This is a genomic window from Cerasicoccus sp. TK19100 (genome assembly GCF_027257155.1).
GTDB lineage: Bacteria > Verrucomicrobiota > Verrucomicrobiia > Opitutales > Cerasicoccaceae > Cerasicoccus > Cerasicoccus fimbriatus.
The window spans coordinates 93686-111576 of the sequence record NZ_JAPWDU010000001.1 but is presented as its reverse complement, the minus strand read 5'-3'; the positions used below and the strand labels follow the sequence as shown (position 1 = coordinate 111576).

The 17891-nt window shown below is 57.4% G+C and carries 14 protein-coding genes; 11 read left to right on the top strand and 3 right to left on the bottom strand.

Annotation, left to right across the window (positions count from 1 at the left end; translation table 11 throughout):
- The first annotated feature begins 8 nt into the window (after nt 1-8).
- The 3 genes from O3S85_RS00435 (at nt 9) to O3S85_RS00425 (ending at nt 2205) form a co-directional block, all read left to right on the top strand.
- On the top strand, nt 9-353 hold the full coding sequence (locus O3S85_RS00435) for a histidine triad nucleotide-binding protein (RefSeq protein WP_269536990.1): 345 nt from the start codon (nt 9-11) through the stop codon (nt 351-353).
- 201 nt (nt 354-554) lie between these two features.
- Nucleotides 555-1943 (top strand): dihydrolipoyl dehydrogenase family protein, encoded by a 1389-nt coding sequence (locus O3S85_RS00430; RefSeq protein WP_269536989.1) that lies wholly within the window; start codon nt 555-557, stop codon nt 1941-1943.
- A 121-nt stretch (nt 1944-2064) separates the two neighbouring features.
- A complete protein-coding gene (locus tag O3S85_RS00425; protein WP_269536988.1) occupies nt 2065-2205 on the top strand; it encodes a hypothetical protein in 141 nt (46 codons plus the stop codon).
- Nucleotides 2206-2223: 18 nt separating this feature from the next.
- Here O3S85_RS00425 and ppgK read toward each other — a convergent pair whose 3' ends face one another.
- Entirely contained in the window at nt 2224-2979 is a 756-nt protein-coding gene (gene ppgK / locus O3S85_RS00420) for a polyphosphate--glucose phosphotransferase (RefSeq protein ID WP_269536987.1), read from the bottom strand.
- Nucleotides 2980-3192: 213 nt separating this feature from the next.
- Between ppgK and O3S85_RS00415 the strand changes: the two genes are divergently transcribed.
- The 7 genes from O3S85_RS00415 to O3S85_RS00385 all read left to right on the top strand — a co-directional run bounded on the left by O3S85_RS00415 (nt 3193) and on the right by O3S85_RS00385 (nt 14082).
- Nucleotides 3193-3987, top strand: a complete 795-nt coding sequence (locus O3S85_RS00415; protein WP_269536986.1) for a FecR family protein — start codon at nt 3193-3195, stop codon at nt 3985-3987.
- A 121-nt stretch (nt 3988-4108) separates the two neighbouring features.
- Nucleotides 4109-4657 (top strand): NADPH-dependent FMN reductase, encoded by a 549-nt coding sequence (locus tag O3S85_RS00410; protein WP_269536985.1) that lies wholly within the window; start codon nt 4109-4111, stop codon nt 4655-4657.
- Between the two features lie 58 nt (nt 4658-4715).
- Nucleotides 4716-6668 carry a heavy metal-binding domain-containing protein gene (locus O3S85_RS00405; protein ID WP_269536984.1) on the top strand — a complete coding sequence of 651 codons (1953 nt, stop codon included), beginning with the start codon at nt 4716-4718 and terminating at the stop codon, nt 6666-6668.
- Nucleotides 6669-6680: 12 nt separating this feature from the next.
- Nucleotides 6681-10169 carry an efflux RND transporter permease subunit gene (locus tag O3S85_RS00400; protein ID WP_269536983.1) on the top strand — a complete coding sequence of 1163 codons (3489 nt, stop codon included), beginning with the start codon at nt 6681-6683 and terminating at the stop codon, nt 10167-10169.
- Nucleotides 10170-10208: 39 nt separating this feature from the next.
- Nucleotides 10209-11381: a hypothetical protein gene (locus tag O3S85_RS00395; RefSeq protein WP_269536982.1), complete on the top strand. Its 1173-nt coding sequence runs from the start codon at nt 10209-10211 to the stop codon at nt 11379-11381.
- Nucleotides 11382-12788 (top strand): C39 family peptidase, encoded by a 1407-nt coding sequence (locus O3S85_RS00390; protein ID WP_269536981.1) that lies wholly within the window; start codon nt 11382-11384, stop codon nt 12786-12788.
- Between the two features lie 76 nt (nt 12789-12864).
- The gene (locus O3S85_RS00385) at nt 12865-14082 is read left to right on the top strand and encodes an MFS transporter (RefSeq protein WP_269536980.1); all 1218 of its coding nucleotides are present in this window, start codon (nt 12865-12867) and stop codon (nt 14080-14082) included.
- A 251-nt stretch (nt 14083-14333) separates the two neighbouring features.
- On the opposite strand, the gene O3S85_RS00380 is transcribed toward O3S85_RS00385, so the two are convergent.
- Together O3S85_RS00380 and O3S85_RS00375 are read right to left on the bottom strand one after the other, a co-directional pair.
- Entirely contained in the window at nt 14334-15038 is a 705-nt protein-coding gene (locus O3S85_RS00380; protein WP_269536979.1) for a hypothetical protein, read from the bottom strand.
- Between the two features lie 18 nt (nt 15039-15056).
- Nucleotides 15057-15761: a hypothetical protein gene (locus O3S85_RS00375; protein WP_269536978.1), complete on the bottom strand. Its 705-nt coding sequence runs from the start codon at nt 15759-15761 to the stop codon at nt 15057-15059.
- A gap of 460 nt (nt 15762-16221) precedes the next feature.
- Between O3S85_RS00375 and O3S85_RS00370 the strand changes: the two genes are divergently transcribed.
- Complete coding sequence (locus tag O3S85_RS00370) at nt 16222-17550, top strand: homoserine dehydrogenase (protein ID WP_269536977.1); 1329 nt, start codon at nt 16222-16224, stop codon at nt 17548-17550.
- The last annotated feature ends 341 nt before the right edge of the window (nt 17551-17891 follow it).

Genomic DNA, 17891 nt, shown 5'->3' with positions numbered 1-17891 from the left:
AGCCTGCCATGCCCGAAAAAACCATCTTCCAGAAAATCATCGATCGGGAAATCCCGGCCACCATCGAATACGAGGACGACGACTGCCTCTGCTTCCGCGACATCGCCCCCCAGGCACCGACGCACCTGCTCGTCATTCCGAAAAAGCTGATTGTCCGCATTGGCGAGTCCACCGACAACGATGCCGCCCTGCTCGGCCACCTGATGATCGTCGCCCGCAAGATGGGCAACCAATTCGGCGGTGAAAACGGCTTCCGCCTGGTCATCAACAATGGCCCCGACGGCGGCGAAGCCGTCCCCCACCTGCACATCCACGTCCTCGCTGGCCGCAGCCTCCAATGGCCCCCCGGCTGAAGCAACGTGCCGTTGCACCCAGAGATTGGCGCGCTGCGCCAATGCTGAATCAGGCAGGCTGACACGCAAATGCGAGCCACTTAGTTGCCGCGATAAGGCGATCATGAATATAAATTCATGTCAGGTTTTACAAAGCACACCGACTGTGGCTAAAGTTGGAATCACCCAACTGGATACGATCCTCTACGAACGTAACACACCATGAGCACCCACTACGATTTTCTCGTGATCGGCGGCGGCAGCGGCGGCTACGCTGCGGCGCGCACAGCCCGTGAACACACCGAAAGCGTTGCCATCGTTGATGGCGCGGAAACGCTCGGCGGCCTTTGCATCCTGCGCGGCTGCATGCCCTCCAAGACGCTGATCTACTCCGCGGAAGTTCTCCATCTGGCGCAGCACGGAAAGCAATTCGGGCTCGATATCCCCAGTGCCAAGGTTGACATGGCCGCCCTGCACGAGCGCAAGCTGCGCACCATTGCCGAATTCGCTGATTACCGACAGGAACAGCTCGCGAGCGACCGCTTCACCCTCTACCGTAACAAGGCGAAGTTCACCGGCGAACGCGAAGTCACCCTGGATGACGGCACGGTGCTGACGGCGGACAAAATCCTGGTTGCAACGGGCTCTACGGTTAATTTCCCGCCGGTGCCCGGGCTTGATGAGGTACCCGTCTGGACCAGTGACGACGTGCTCGATCTGGATTTCCTACCGGAATCCGTCATCGTGCTGGGCGGAGGCATTGTAGCCTGCGAGCTGGCGCAATTCCTTCACCGGGCCGGCAGCAAGATCACCCAGATCCAGCGCAGCCCGCACATTTTAAAGGAAGTCTCTGTCGAGGCGGCCAAAGTCGTCGAGCAAGCCTTCCGCGATGAAGGCATAGAGCTGATTACCGACACCGCACTCAAACAGATCGAAAAGACCGCAGACGGCGTCCGCGTGACCTTTGAGCACGAGGGTGAAACGGTTGTCCGCGAAGCCAAGTATTTGTTCAACGCCCTCGGCCGCAAGCCCAACACCGCCAGCCTCGATATCGAAGCCGCCGGTCTGGAAACCCGTAAGAGCGGCCACCTCGTGACCAATGAAAACCAGCAGACGACCAACCCGCACATCTACGCCGCGGGTGACGTCGCCGGCCCCCACGAAATCGTCCACATCGCGATCATGCAGGGGGAAGTCGCCGCCAAGCACGCCTTTGGCCAGACCGTTGAACCCGTCAACTACGACACGCTGCTGGGCGTGGTCTTTACCGACCCACAGATTGGCCACGTCGGCCTGAGCGAGACCGAGATGGAGAAGCGCGGCATTGAGTTTGTTACCGCTGATTACCCCTTCGACGACCACGGCAAATCCATCCTAATGGAGGCCAAATACGGCTACGTGAAGACTTGGGCAGAGAAATCCACGGGAAAGCTGCTCGCCGCTGAATGCGTGAGCAAAGATGCCTCGGAGCTGATCCACTCAACGGCAGTCGGCGTCAGCCTGGGCGCTACGCTGGAGCAACTGCTCAAGGTCCACTGGTATCACCCGACGCTGAGCGAAATCTGGTCCTACCCTTTGGAAGATTGCCTGGATTTAATCAGCGAAGGCTAAACTGACTCCTTGGAACTTTTTGCCCTACCCGATGTTTAGTAGAAGAGAGGGAGATAGATGTGATAAATAAATCGCACAACCGCTCTTGATTATAACCGATAACCTAGTAATCTAAAGTCCTATGAAGAAACTCATTACCGTTCTCGCAATTCTCGGATTCAGCGCCAGCATCGCCAGCGCGTGCGCATGCCAAAAGAAGGATAAAGACGATAAGAAAGAAGGCGAAGCCGCAGTTCTCGTCATCCCCGCTGACGTCCAGTAGTCTTTTTATGACAACGGCTTAGCTATGATGCTCAGCCGCAGCCAAAGCCGCGCCGATGATTCCGGCGCGGTTTTGTAATGTCGCAAGCAGGAGCGGGCACGGCGGATCAATTTCATCCATGAACTTGTGCCCCTTCTTCGCCACACCGCCGCCAATGATGATCTCATCCGGCTGCATCAGCGCGTAAATGTCGTGGAGAAATTCATCAAAGCGCTCGGCCCATTGCGACCACTTAAGGTCATCCCGCTGGCGGGCAGAATCCGCCGCATAGTGCTCGGCTTCACAGTATTTGTCTTTGCCGATCTTCATTAGCATGTGCCCCAACTCGGAATTGGGCACCAGCTTGCCATCGGTAAACAAGGCAGTGCCGATCCCCGTGCCAATGGTGAGAAACAGCGCGACCCCCGGTCGTTCCTTGGCCAAACCAAAACGGACCTCCGCCAAACCGGCCGCATCAGCATCGTTAATCAACCACGCAGATTGCCCGAAGAGCTTACTGATTTCTTCGCCTAATTTGATGCCGATTAAGGACTTATGTAAATTCGCCGCAGTTAGGATCGTCTGTTCGCGGATCACGCCGGGGAAGCCGCAGCCGACCGGCCCTTGCCATTTGAAGTGCTCCGACACTTCGGCCAAGGCGTCCAGCATGGCCGGCAGTTTGGCCGGATGGGGAGTATCGATGCGGAATCTCTCGGTCAACCACTCGCCACTGGTCGTGTCGACCAACGCCGCTTTCATTCCCGAGCCTCCGATATCAATCCCCAATACTTCCATTTAGGTTACATTTTGCTAAAAACTCAGGCCAAATTAGAATCAGTAGTTGACCACAGGTTTTATAATGACAATCCTAAGCATAAGAAAGCAAACCATATATCGAGGAACTGCGTATTGTAACTTGGGATTCCATCCGCTGATTTTCCTTGAATAACCACACGCACACTGCTAACCTTCGATCCATAATTACCCAATTTTTCTAACGCACTGACCATGAAAATCCTTAAGCTTATCACTCTTGCAGCTTCGATGCTGTGCCTCGCAAACGTCGCCACCGCACAAGAAAAAGTCGGTGTCATTAAAGCCTTTCTCGTGAAGGGTGACGTTAAGATCGTCAACAATGCAACTGGAGCCGTATCGCCCCTCAAGCGTGGTCAGGAATTCTCCGAAGGCAACACCATCGTCACTGGTGACAACTCCACCACCCTGCTCCTCTTCTCCAACGGCGCATCTATCAACATCACGCCCAATAGCAGCTTCGACGTAAACACTTTCCAGCAAGAATCTTACGATCCGGCTCTCGGTTCCTTCCTCCGCTTGGAAAAGGACCCGAGCATGTCCAACACCCAGACCAACCTCGCCTATGGTGAGATCATCGGTGAAGTTCGTAAGCTCAACATCGACGCAGGCTCCAACTTCGTGGTGAAGACTCCGGTTGCTTCCGCTGGTATCCGCGGCACCGTCTGGGTTGTAAACTACGATCCTGCCACTGGCGAATTTAGCGCATCCAATGTGAACGGTGCCGTTGACGTGATTCTCCCCTCCGGTGAAACCATCACCGTTGCTGAAGGCGAAACCCACGTTGTTGTGAACAGCACCAGCAGCACTGAGCCGCTCTCCCCAGAAGTCCTTGCGGCAGCTCGGCAGTTCATCGCTACACAAGCCCAGGTTCCTACCTCGGACATCACCGTTTCCACTGACTCGACGATCGTATCTCAGCCAGACACGACCATCATCACCGAGGAAGCCGGCACCGATCCTTCTCAGAGCGAGCCAGTAGGTTCCTAAGAGCAGATAGCTTCAGCTAACTCTTTCCAAAAACCCCGACTTCGGTCGGGGTTTTTTATTTGCCCATTTGCTGCGGGCATGGCGATTGACAGCGTGACGAAAGCGAAACACCCTCATCGCTATGAGTAAGAGCAAATCTCCGTTGTTGATTATTTCGTGCAGTCTCAATCCCGGTAGCCGCAGCCGTATCATGGCTCAGGCAGCCCAGGCAAAACTCGAAGGCGCAGAGTGGATTGACTTGGCGGAAACCGAACTGCCCCTTTGCGATGGCGGTGCCGCCTATGGCCACGAGAACGTCTCGGCAATTGCGGAGAAGATCAAGGCTGCCAAAGGCATTCTAGTCGCTACGCCAATTTACAATTACGACGTAAACGCCGCCCTTAAAAACATGCTGGAGCTCACCGGCCGCCACTGGACGGGTAAAGTAGTCGGCTTTCTGTGCGCCGCTGGCGGTGACGGCAGCTACATGTCCATCATGGCTCTAGCCAACAGCCTCATGCTCGATTTCCGCGCGGTGATCGTCCCCCGTTTTGTCTATGCCACGGGCCGCCACTTCGAAGGTCCCAGCATAGCCGATGCAGAACTGAAGCGCCGCATCGACGCTCTCTGCGATGACCTGTCGAATTTCTCAAGTGCGCTTGATGGCCTGACGGAAAAGCTCGACGCCTAGTGTAAGAGTTTGCGCGGGCACTAGAGAGCGTTTTCAATGTCGAGTGTCCATTCTCCAAATGAAACGCGTCATCTCCATCTACCTGTCCATTGCCTGCGTCTGCCTGGCAGGCGTCTTTGTCGGTTGCTCCAAGACTGACTCACAAGGTGCTGAGACTTCAGCGCAGGCCAATGATACCATTTGGACCTGCTCGATGCATCCGCAGATCCAGCAATCTGATCCTGGTGATTGCCCCATCTGCGGCATGGATCTGATTCCTCTAAAATCTGGTGCTGCAGCGAATCCTCGCGAGCTCGAGCTTTCGGATGCCGCCCAGGCATTGGCAGACATCCAAACCGCAACCATCAAGCGCGAATCGGTCACCCGCGATGTGCACCTCTTCGGAGTCATCGCGGCAGACGACACCCGTGTCGCCACCGTTACGGCGCGATTCCCCGGCCGCATTGAGCGCCTGTTCGTGAACTTCGTCGGCACTCGTGTGCGCGCGGGCGAGCATCTTGCCGAAATATACAGCGACGAGCTCGTCGAGGCCCAGAGCGAACTCATCGGCGCGCTGCGTTACGACACCAACGCATCATCGGCCGAGGGCATCAAGGAGCGACTGCGCCTATGGGATATTCCGGAAGATCAGATCGAGCTCATCGACAGCACGCGCAAGCCCGTTTACCGCGTGCGTATCGACTCCCCCACCGGTGGCATCGTCACCCAGCTCGACGTCCGCGAAGGCGATTACGTCAACACCGGTGCCCGCCTCTTCGAAGTTACCGACCTGACCAAACTATGGGTTCACTTCAACGCCTACGAGACCGACCTCCCTTGGCTCCGCTACGGCCAACAGGTTGATATCCAAGCCAAAGCTTTTCCCGGCGAACACTTTCAGGGAACCATCGCGTTCATCCAACCCATTCTCGACCCCGAAACACGCACCATCAAAGTGCGCGTCAACATGGACAACCCGGATGGCAAGCTTCGCCCCGGCATGTTCGTGCGCGGCCAGGTCAAGGCCTACCTCGGTGATGGCGGTAAAGTCGTCGCCCCTCAATTTGCTGGTAAATGGATCGGGCCGATGCACCCAGAAATCGTGTCTGACGAACCCGGCGACTGCCCCATTTGCGGCATGGCGCTGGAACCCGCCGAACAGCTCGGCTACGCCGCCTACAACGAAGGCGAACCGCCCCTTATTGTCCCAGCCTCCGCAGTCCTGCGCACCGGCAAACGCGCGGTGGTTTACATCAAGGACGGACCATCGAATTTCATCGGACGCGAGATCGAGCTCGGCCCGCGCGCCGGCGATTATTTCGTCGTTCGCGAGGGGCTGACCGAAGGCGAAGAAGTCGTGACCAACGGCGCGTTCCGCCTCGACAGCGAACTGCAAATCAAAGCCAAGCCGAGCATGATGAATCCTTCCGGCGATCCTATGCCAATGGCTGGCCACAACCATGGCACACATAGGCAGGCCGCGCCAGCCAGCGACGCCGCTGAACCCATCGATATCTATTCACTACACAAGACGATTCCCTTGCAGTTCGACGTGGATCAAAAATTAAGCGACGCCCTTAGCTCTGCATTGCAAAGTTACTTTGCACTGGAAAGTAGCTTTGACAAAAATGATTTCTCCGCCGCGAAAGAACAAGCCGCCACCTTGGCCAACAACATTAAGGACATCCCAATGATGGGGCTATCTGATGAGGCGATGCCGATTTTCATGCAGGATCAGGCCGACGGTTTAAGCGGTGCGCAGACGATCGCGCAAGATCCGGAGAAGGATCGCATCAATGCTTTCGAAGCCACCTCCGAGTCCCTCATTGCGCTCGTGCAAATCTTTAAATGGCCCGGCGATGAACCGCTTTATCTCATGCACTGTCCGATGGTGCACGGTGACCACGGCGCGCGTTGGCTTCAAACCACACCCGAGGTGACCAACCCCTATTTTGGGCCTGACATGCTGGAATGCGGCGAGATCCTCGCCAAGTGGAACCCGGATGCCTCACGCTGGGATGACTACGAATAGCCTGACCGCCCGATGATAAACGCGCTCATCCACTGGTGCCTCCACAACCGTCTGGTCGTCGGCTTGATCGCGCTGATGCTCGCGGCCGGTGGCATTCTCATGGCTCCGTTTGACTGGCAGATCCCCGGGGTTACCCGTGCTCCGGTCGGCGTCGACGCCATCCCGGATATTGGCGAAAACCAGCAAATAGTCTTCACCGAATGGGCGGGTCGCTCGCCGCAGGATATCGAAGACCAGATCACCTACCCGCTGACCACTGCCCTGCTCGGCCTGCCTGACGTCAAAGCGATCCGCAGCACGAGCATGTTCGGTTTTTCAACAATCTTCATCATCTTCGATGATCAGGTGGATTTCTACTGGGCGCGCAGTCGCATCCTGGAAAAGCTCAACAGCCTCTCGCCCGGCACCCTGCCCGACGACGTGCAACCAACCCTCGGCCCCGATGCCACGGGTCTTGGCCAAGTTTATTGGTACACGCTGGAAGGGCGCGATGCCAACGGCAAGCCCACCGGCGGATGGGATCCGCAAGAGCTACGTAGTATCCAGGACTGGGTCGTTCGCTTTGCATTGCAAAGTGCCAACGGTGTGGCCGAGGTGGCGTCCATCGGCGGCTACGTGAATGAATACCAGATCGACGTCGATCCCGACGCCATGCGCGCCTATGGCATCACGCTGGATGATATTTACAACGCCGTGCGCGAGTCCAATGACGAAGTCGGTGCCCGTACCATCGAGGTCAACAAGATCGAGTACGTTATTCGCGGCTTGGGTTGGATCCAGTCGCTCGATGACTTGCGCAAAACCGTCGTCAAAGCCTATCAGGGCGCACCAATCACCTTGGACCAAGTGGCGGAAATCGAGCGCGGCCCAGCACTACGCCGCGGCGTGCTGGACAAAGATGGCGTCGAGGCAGTCGGTGGCGTCGTCACCGCGCGCTATGGCGAAAACCCGCTGGCTGTGATCAAAGCCGTGCATGAAAAAGTCGACGGGATTTCGCGCAGCCTTCCAAGTAAGACACTCGCCGACGGCACTGTCAGCCAGGTAACCATTGTGCCTTTTTATGATCGCACCGGGTTAATCCTGGAAACGCTCGCGACGCTGGAGGACGCGCTCAGCCTGGAGGTCTTGGTGACGGTGCTTGTGATCATCCTGCTCGTTTGGCGCTTGCGCAGCGCGATGATTATCTCGTCGGTGTTGCCACTCGCGGTGCTGATCACGTTTATTGCCATGAAGGCAACGGGTATCGATGCAAACATCGTGGCGCTGGCCGGCATTGCCATCGCGATCGGCACCGTGGTCGATATGGGCATCGTCCTATGCGGCAACATCCAGGAAAAGCTCGATCAGGCTGCCCCTGATGAGCCGCGTCTGCAAGTTGTCTGGCAGGCCAGTGGCGAAGTGGGCGGCGCGGTGCTGACTGCGGTTCTCACGACCGTCATTGGTTTCCTGCCCGTATTCTTTATGACGGGTGCCGAAGGGAAATTATTTCGCCCGCTCGCCTTTACCAAAACCTACGCGCTGATTGCCTCGGTGCTCGTCAGCCTGACGCTGGTGCCCGTGCTCGCGCTCATCCTGCTGCGCGCCACCAAGCAACGCCAAGAGCAGCCGAAAGCGCGCTCGTTCTTTTCACGCACCCTGCCCTGGCCCGTCCTTTTCCTCAATGGTGCCATTGCCTTGCTGGTCGCGCTTTTGTTATCCGCAGCGTGGAAACCACTCGGGCCAACGCACGCCATTGGCAATGCATTGTTCGTCGTCATCGTCGTTGGCGGTGTGCTGCTTTTCTTCCGCGCACTGGTTTTCTTTTATGTACCGATTCTCCGGTTCTTGCTGCGATTTAAAGCGCCGTTTCTAGTCGGTGTTTTCGGTGTCATCGTCATGGGCGGCTTTTGCTGGCTCGGTGCTCCTGGCGCATTGCGCGGCGTCTTCCCCGGCTTGCAAAAGGAATTCATGCCGGCGCTCGACGAAGGCTCCTTCCTGTTCATGCCGACCACAATGCCGCATGCGTCCATTGGCGAAGCATCGGAAATTCTCTCACTGCAAAATCGCGCGATCAGCGCCATTCCGGAAGTGGAAAGCGTGGTTGGCAAAATCGGGCGCGTGGACAGCCCGCTCGACCCGGCACCGGTCTCGATGGTCGAGACCATCATCAACTACAAGTCCGAATACACGCGCAACGCAGACGGCGAACTGGTAAGGCAATGGCGCGATGAAATCAAAAGCCCCGAAGACATTTGGGACGAAATTGCCAGCGTCACGCAAATGCCGGGCGTCACCTCAGCACCCAAGTTGCAGCCCATTGAAACGCGGCTCGTGATGCTCCAAACGGGCATGCGCGCGCCAATGGGCGTTAAGGTGTTTGCGGCGAATCTTGATGACCTGGAAACCGCTGCGCTCACGCTGGAGGAGCAGTTAAAAACGGTGCCCGGCATTCGCGCCGAAACGGTTTTTGCCGATCGCGTCGTGGGCAAGCCTTACCTCGAAATCACGCCCAACCGCGAGGAGCTCTCGCGCTACGGACTGAGTGTGAAGGACCTCAACGACACGATCGAGGTGGCCATTGGCGGCTCCACCATTACGACTACTGTTGAAGGCCGCGAACGCTACCCTGTGCGCGTGCGTTACCCGCGCGAATTGCGTGGCGACGTCGAGAGCCTGGAGGGCATTTTAATCCCCACTTCCAACGGCGCGGAGATCCCCCTGCGCCAGGTCGCGACTATCGAATACGTGCGCGGCCCACAGTCGATCAAGAGTGAGGATTCGTTCCTCACTGCCTACGTGATCTTCGACCGCGAGTCCGGCCGCAGCGAGGTCGACGTCGCCCAAAACGCACAGGCCATCATCCGCCAGCGTCAGGACGAGGGCGCGTTTCAGCTTCCCCATGGCGCGTATTATAAATTTACCGGCACCTATGAAAACCAGGTCCGCGCAATGGAGCGCATGCGGCTGGTACTGCCCTTAGCCTTGCTGCTGATTTTCCTACTAATCTATCTGCAGTTTAAGCGCGTTGCGATGAGCTTTCTCGTGTTCAGCGGAGTATTCGTGGCATGGTCTGGTGGCTTCATTTTAATCTGGCTCTATAACCAGCCGTGGTTCCTCGATGTAAACCTGCTTGGCTGGCATTTGCGGGATATTTTCCAAGTGCATCCAATCAGCCTGAGCGTCGCGGTGTGGGTCGGCTTTCTGGCGTTATTTGGTATCGCGACCGACGACGGCGTGCTCATGGGGACCTACCTGCAGGAGCGTTTTAAAGACGAACCCGGCGACAAAGCCAGCGTGCGCGAGGCGGTGATCGAAGCCGCCAACCGGCGCATCGGCCCGGCCTGCATGACGAGCGCCACCACGATCCTGGCGCTGCTGCCGGTGCTCACCTCTTCCGGGCGCGGGTCAGACGTCATGATCCCCATGGCGATTCCCACCGTGGGCGGCATGCTGGTGGCGCTGATCACGGTATTTGTCGTGCCCGTCGTCTACAGCGCGATGAAAGAACGCGGCAAGGCATAGCTTGATTGGCGCGCGGCAATCCCTTAACTTTGGCAATTCATGTTTCCCCGATTTCTCAAATGCGCCACCTGGTTCGCTGGCAGCGCCATGCTGTCTGCGGTTGTTTTTGCGCAGGCGAATGACGAGCCCCGCCCCGAGGAAGTCATTCCCATCGGTCCCGGTTATCTGACCAAGGGCTACAAGACGATGATCAATGGCCAGGTCGTCGAGACCACCGATGGGCGCACCTACAGCGTGGAGGGTGTTAATGGACACGAAGTCCCGATGACGCCCAAGGCCCAGCCCGCCAAGCCCGTGGCCCCACAGGGAAATTGGCCCGCGGTCGTGACGATTGTTGACGGCGTCATTGTCGACCCCGAGACGATGCAAGAAGTGAGTAATTTACCCGCCGAAATCGAGCTCATCCCCATGGGCCTCAAAAAAATCAGCACCAATCAGGGCGAAACCACGGCACCGATGTTTCGCATCCAGGTGAAAAATGCCGCGCCCGTGCAACCCGCGCCAAGCAACCAGCACCCCGCCTCGATGGGGCCTGATTTTTCGGGATTACTCGCCGCGCAAGAGGAAGCCGAGCCCACCGAAGCTGAGACCGAAGCGGCCGAGGAAACGGAAGAGGCAGACTCCGGTGGTGGCTTATTGGATTTCCTATTTGGCAGCAGCGAACCGCAAGAGGAAGAGCTCGAAGAGGACGAGATGATCATCGACCTCAGCAAGCCGCTGACTCAGGCCGAGATGGAAGCCCTGAAAAACAATCCCGAGTTCCAACAGTATTTGCAAAAGCAAAGCGGCGACCGTTCGCGCAATTTCTACTCCAGCAAAGGCCGTGGCAAGCGCAGCAGCACGAACACCACGAAGCCGCCCAGCAAGATCGTAGTCGAAAAGTTTAACCCCGAAGAATGGGAGCAAGAGGCCAGCATTTCCCCCACGCCGAATATCGCAATTGGCAAACTGGTCTCCGTCGACACCGACCGCGAGATCGCCGTTTGCTGGCTGCAGACGCGCTACATCCGCGCCAATATGCCAATGGTCACGCGCAACTACGAACTCCAAACCACGGGCGTGCTCCTACCCGCCGGTGAGCAGGATGGCCGCGCCGCCGGCTTCTGGATAGCTCAGGGTAACCCCGCGCCGGGTGACGAAGTAATCGTCCCGGGCCCCGATTACCAGGGGCTGATCCAGCCATGGGTCGAGGTGCTCACGTCCACCAATTAAATGCGCTCCCTCGCCACTACCCTGCTCCTTGCCATCACCGCGCTCGCGTCCGATGCGCGCACGTTTACGGATTCGCATGGGCGCACGCTGGAAGCCGAAATCGTCGCCTACGATGGCGGAGAAACGGTCAAGATTCGCCGCGACGATGGCCAGGTGTTTGACTTGCCGCTTGATCGTTTATCGGCGGGAGATCAGGCATACGTCCAATCCTGGCTGGAAGCAAAATCCGCCCCGGTATCTGCGGACGACATTGACCGGCTGAACCAATTATTTGGTGCCGAGCTGTTTGCTGATGGCAACCTCTGGGACGACGCCCCGGACGATGTCGCTCAGCGCCTTGGCTGGCCGCAGGAATCCAAGACCGCCACCCAGGCCAGCTATCGCATTTACCACCAGCCCGATGACCGCCTACTCGGGGCCCGTCCCTACACTTCGGTGCTGCATGTGGAAGACGGCAAGGTGGACACGATTTCCATCATTTTCGCGAACAAGGGCGACTCGGTAGGCAGCGATGTTTTCGACATCAAGGCTGCGACAAAAATCGTCGAAGATGCGATCAAGCAGGATGGCGAAACGATTAGTGACCGCCTTGGGCAATTGGGCGAGTCCGAGCAACTAACCACCGCCACCGGGCGCAACATGAAGGAGCGCCTGCAAATTTGGGAATGGCGCGGCCACACCTTTACCCTCGCAGTGCAGGACGGCGAATACGTCACCGTGCGCGTCATGCGGCCGGAGCTTGCTGCCAACCGCGGTCGCCCGGAACGCATTGCGAGCACGACCCTGCGCGACCGCGCCAAGGCTAACGTGGAAACCCGCGCCAACCGCGACGTCATCATTACCAACATCCCGATGGTCAACCAGGGGCCCAAGGGCTACTGCGTGCCCGCCACGCTGGAGCGCGTGCTGCGCTACATGGGCGTGCGCGCAGACATGTATCTGCTCGCGATGGCAGGCCAGACCGGTGTAGGCGGCGGCACCAACGTAAACCAACTGATCGAAGGCACCGAGGGCTACCTGAAGAGCGCCGGGCGGGAAATGGAGAGCAAAAAGTTCAAGCTCAAATCCCGCAGCGTCGCCAAATACATCGATGCCGGGCAGCCAATACTTTGGACACTTTATTCCACGCGCGAGTTTAACGACATCGCCAATGCCATCACGCAGGAACGTGCTGGCTACCCGAGCATCGACGCCTGGGAAAAGGTGCTTAAGGACAAATTGCGCAGCCAGGAAGAACTCCAGCCCGACATCGAGACGGGCCACATTTGCATGATCATCGGCTACAATCCGGAGACCGACGAGATTGCAGTCAGCGACTCCTGGGGTCCGCACTACGCCGAACGTTGGATCCCTGCCGAGCTCGCGGAAAATGTCTCGCAAGGCGGATTTTGGATAGTCGATTTTTGATGGCGTCCCCTGCGTCGCTACCACAAAACTGATTTAATGATTTGTCTGCGTTGGCTTTGCGGGCATCGTTGTCCGGTTGAGCCAAGATAACGACAATGCCGCGAAGACCTATCGCTATGACATTTGCCGCGCCCCGTTTCACGGAGTGTGCGAGTCGACGGCGGCCATTGCCACGCTGATCGCGATTCGCGGCTATGGCGCCGATGAGGGCGGCACCGCGGACATCATTAAGAGCCTGCTCAATGCCGCGCCGTTTCTCGGGCTGCTGCTAACAACGTTCTTCATCGCTGTGGCGGGCAAAACCGGTGCCCGCGCCACCCGCATCGTCGCGTTTTACCTGTTCGTCTGCGGCGGCCTACTAATGCTGTCATCCGTGGCCGGTGGGCTGATCGGATTTACGCTATGCTTCGTGGGTGCCTACGTGATTTTCTCGCAGCAGGCCCCGATGATGATCAGCACCTACTCGCGCAACTACACGCCGCAAGAGCGCGGACAGCGCGTCTCCACGGTGCTGCTGATCGGCTCGGGCAGCAGCGCGGCGTTTTCCTTTCTCGGTGCCCGGCTGCTTGACTGGCAGTTCAATTGGTTTCCGGCGATCCTGGTTTTCCTCGGCGTATCGTGTATCGTCAACGCCTTGCTGGTGAGGCAAATCCCGTCTGATCCGTTAGAACAAGCCGAGACCGGCAACCCCCTGCGCAGCATTAAGCTCGCCTGGAGTGACAAGCTTTTTGGCTGGCTACTGGCCAGCTGGATGCTGATGGGCTTTGGCAACCTGATGACAATTCCCATCCGCGTCGAGATCCTCGCCAATCCTGAATACGGGATCAATGCCACCAACGAACAGGTGCTGCTGGCGTCGATGATTATCCCGCAAATAGCGAGCCTTGTCAGCGCCAAGATATGGGGGGCCCTCTTCGACCAGATGAACTTCATCTTCTGGCGCCTCTGCGTGAACACCTGCTTCTTCTTCGGGATGATTCTCTACTTCAACGGGCCATCGCTCAGCGTCGTTTACCTCGGCTCGATCCTGCTCGGCTTAGGCATGGGTGGCGGCCGCATTGGCTGGAATTTGTGGGTAACCAAGATTGCGCCGATGGAAAAAGTTTCGGCCTACATGAGCGTGCACACGATGTTCACCGGTGCCCGTGGCATCTGCGCGCCATTCATTGGCTACCTAGTGTTGACGGCCTTCTCGCCACCCGCAGTCGGCTGGCTGGCAGCGGGGCTCATCTTCGTTTCCAGTTCGATGTTTGCCATACTCCGCCGCAATGAGCGCTTTAGCAAAGTGCTATAGGCTGACCACGAAACGGACTGTTTTAACAGGAAGAACGGGAAGCTGAAATTTGAAATTGAACAGAAGGTAACAAAGAGAACAAAGCCAGCTACTTAAATCACTTTGCTACCTTTGTTACCTTCTGTTCAAAACAACTTTCTCCAGGCTTCCCGTTCTTCCCGATCTTCCTGTTAAAACATCCACCCACCGAGCACATAAAAAGCCCCCGGCGAACCGGAGGCTTTGCATTGCAAAGTTAATTCAAGCCGAGCTTAAGATTGCGGCATGTGCGCGGTGACATGTAATACCATGCGCGCGAGGATCCGGCGTTGCAGGCGCTCACGCTGGTTAAGCTGGTCCTCGGGCTTGCTCATTAATTCTTCCAGCGTGGTGTCCATGGCGACCAGGGACTGTAGCAGGTTTTCGTTGAAGTAAGTCAGTCCTTCGCCACCGGTTGCTTCGCGCATGCGGTTATCGATCTGCGTGGCGAACTCCGCCATCATCTGGTTCGTGAACTCCTCGGCGAACTCCTCGCTGTCGTGTTGCGCGGCGAACTCCTTAAGCTCTTCTTTGTTGGACTCGATGTAGGCCTTAACCATGTCGGAGAATTCTTCGCTGAGATACGGGATGTGATCCTCGTAGGCCATGTCGATCTTCTCCTTGCCCGTGGTGGCCAACTCCGGCACCAGCTCCATGAAGCGGTTGCTGAGTTTGTTGGCGGAGATCTTGGCGTTGTCAGCCAGGGCCATCTCACCACTGCGGATCATTTCCGGCACGGCGGCTTCTACCTGCTGGCGCACCGCGATCGCGAGGAACTGGCCGTCCGTGGCCTGCTTAACCATGGTCAGGATAAACGCCATGTAGCCGGAGACCAGCACGGCGGCGACGATGCCAAAGATGTAGGTTTGGCCAACGCCTTTGCGTGTGCGGGCAATTTCTTCCCGCATAAAATCGATTAGCTTCTTTTCGTTGCTCATTTTCAACTTCCCCGTGGTTTAGGATTCAGCTTCGATTTCAGCGGCTTCCTGGATTTCCAGGCCGAGCAGCTCCAGCATGAGACCAAGCGTGTATTTCACATCGTTCGGCTTGAGGCTTTCTTCCTCTTCCGCGATCTGGCTCAGCTTGTTGATGATGTCCTGGCTGACTTCCAGGTTCACGGCAAACTTGCCCTCCATGTAGTTGGCAAGGTAGTTCTCCAGCGCCTGATTGTAGTGGACGCTGAGGTTGGCGAGTTTCTCGCGGGGAATGTATTTAGAAAGCTCCTTGGAGGCGGTTTCCTCCTGTGCAATGACTAGCTCGGCCAAGCCTTCCTCGATCTTAGGCCAGGCGGCTTGAGCGTGCTGCTGCAGGCCGATGTACTCATCGGACAAAACCTCGTAGTAGCGCTCTTCGTTTTCTTCGAAGACATCGACAAAGGCCTGTTCATAAACCGGCGCAAGGCGGTTAAAGGCGTCTCCGATGTCCTTGGCGATTCCCGGTGCCATCTGGCCGGCTTCTTCACTCAAGGCGACCGCGAAGTCGTCGAGTTCTTCTTCCTGGAATTTATTTACTTCCTGAATACCCAGGAAAATAAAAACCACCACAACGATCAGTACCAGCGCGGTCATAATATTGCGCGCGTTGCGTCGATCACGTTGAGCAGCTTGCAGTTCTTCAATCAGGCGATCCACAAGCTCGCCTTCATTCGTACCGTCACTCATAGTTAGAATAGCAGTTGGAGTTTAATTAGCAGGGCTAAATGTAGTTGGACTACCCTATCCGATTTACCCCAACAAGCAACATTTAACCGCAAGCGCTTATTAAATAATCTTTTAGCGATTTTCGGGAAGTGCTTATCAATGGCTGGCCACTACTTGAAAAATGGTTTCCCGGAAAACATGCGAGCCGAAGCTTAAACCGCCAAATTTAGCGAAGATGCACGATTATTGCCACGCATCTGGCTTTGCGATGCTTCGCAAAACTTCGCGAGCCAATGACATGTCACACCCATTGAACATCGCATGTTCTTTTCGAACAAGATGCCCCATTGAGCCAATGAAAGAACTGACATAACTTACGATCTGTAGCCGTGCTAAAGAGAGACATCGGCAATTAAGCTCATTGTGCGACTGCCGCGATTTAGCGTTGCCAAAGGCATAGGTGCGGCGCTTCCCTATCGGCGTGAAAAGCAAGCGCACCATTCGCATTGGCATCCTTGGGTTCGGCACCGTCGGCCAGGGAGTCTGGAAACACCTGCAAGCCGACCTCTCCGCCCTGGAATTCCGCCTCGGAGCCAAGATCGAGCTCGCTAGCGCATCCGCGCGCGACATCACCAAGCCGCGCGCCGTCCAGCCCGGCCCCGGCCAACTGACCGATGACAACCACGCCATCGTCAACGACCCCACGATCGACATCGTGTGCGAACTCATCGGCGGAACCACTCTCGCCAAGGAGCTAACCCTGCTCGCCTTTAAAAACGGCAAGACCGTCGTCACCGCCAACAAAGCCCTCATTTGCGAGCATGGCGAGGAGCTCTTTAACGCCGCGCGCGACAACAACACGCATTACTTTTTCGAGGCCAGCGTCGCCGGGGGAATTCCGATCATCAAGACGCTGCGCGAAGGCCTCGTGGCCAACCGTTTCCCGCTTATCTACGGCATCCTTAATGGCACCACCAACTACATGCTCACCCGCATGGAGCGCGAGGGCATCAGCTACGAAAACGTGCTCGATCAAGCGCGCGCTCTGGGCTACGTGGAGGCCGATGAAAGCCTCGACCTCGATGGCTACGACGCCGCGCACAAAGCCGTGATCCTCGCCTACCTCGCCCACGGCAAGTGGGTGAAGCTGGACGACATGGTCGTCGAAGGCATCCGTGAAATCACCACGGGCGACATCGCCTACGCCAAGTCCCTCGGCTACAAGATCAAGCTGCTCGCCGTCATCCGCCGCGACTTTCAGAAAAACGCCGTCTCCGTACGCCTGCACCCGGCGCTCATCGCCAAGCAGGAAATCATCGCGCAGGTAGACGAGGTCTTCAACGGCATCAGCCTCACCGGTGATGTCGTCGGCGAAACAATCCTCGTCGGCCGTGGTGCCGGCCAGGACGCCACCGCGAGCGCCGTCATCAGCGACATCGCCGACGCCGTCGCCGCCCTGCTCGGTGCGCCGCCGCCCGTCATTTCCGAGGAAGACGAAGAGACCTACAAGGCGCTGTCGGACGAAGTCCAACTCGCCGGCCCGGAGTCACTCACCTGCCCGTATTACATCCGCCTGCGCGTCAAGGACGAGCCCGGCGTCCTGGCCCGCATCGCCCAAGTCTTTGCCGACCACAGCATCTCCGTCGCCACGATGATTCAGGAGGAAGAAACCGGCTCCGCCAGCGCGCGCCTGATCTTCACCACCCACGTTTGTAGCGAAGCCGACATCGAGGAAGCCCTCGCGGTCATCGCAGGTCTCGACATCTGCCTGGAGAAGCCCTACCGCCTGCGCGTGTTCAAGCTAGCGTAAGCACGTCTCGGCTTCCTTCATCTAATCAGGTAGCGAGGGCACGTCTGGGCTTCATTTATTTAAAGTAGGTAGCGCAGGCGCGTCTCGCGCCGCACCCCGGTCTGCTTCGAGATCCGCCATGCCAGACATACCTCGCCAGGAAGTTCCATGAGTAATCATCTACTCCAGCTAACCAAAGGTAGGGCGACGCTTACAAGCAAGCCACCGCGGCGGAGTGGCAACGAAAGCGAAAGCCCACCTTCACAACGAAATCCATCAGACGCTGGCGTCTTGTCTGGAGACTGCGCCCTACCCTTATAAGTCGTGGAATCGAACCAACCAATGGGCGGATGGCTGAAGCC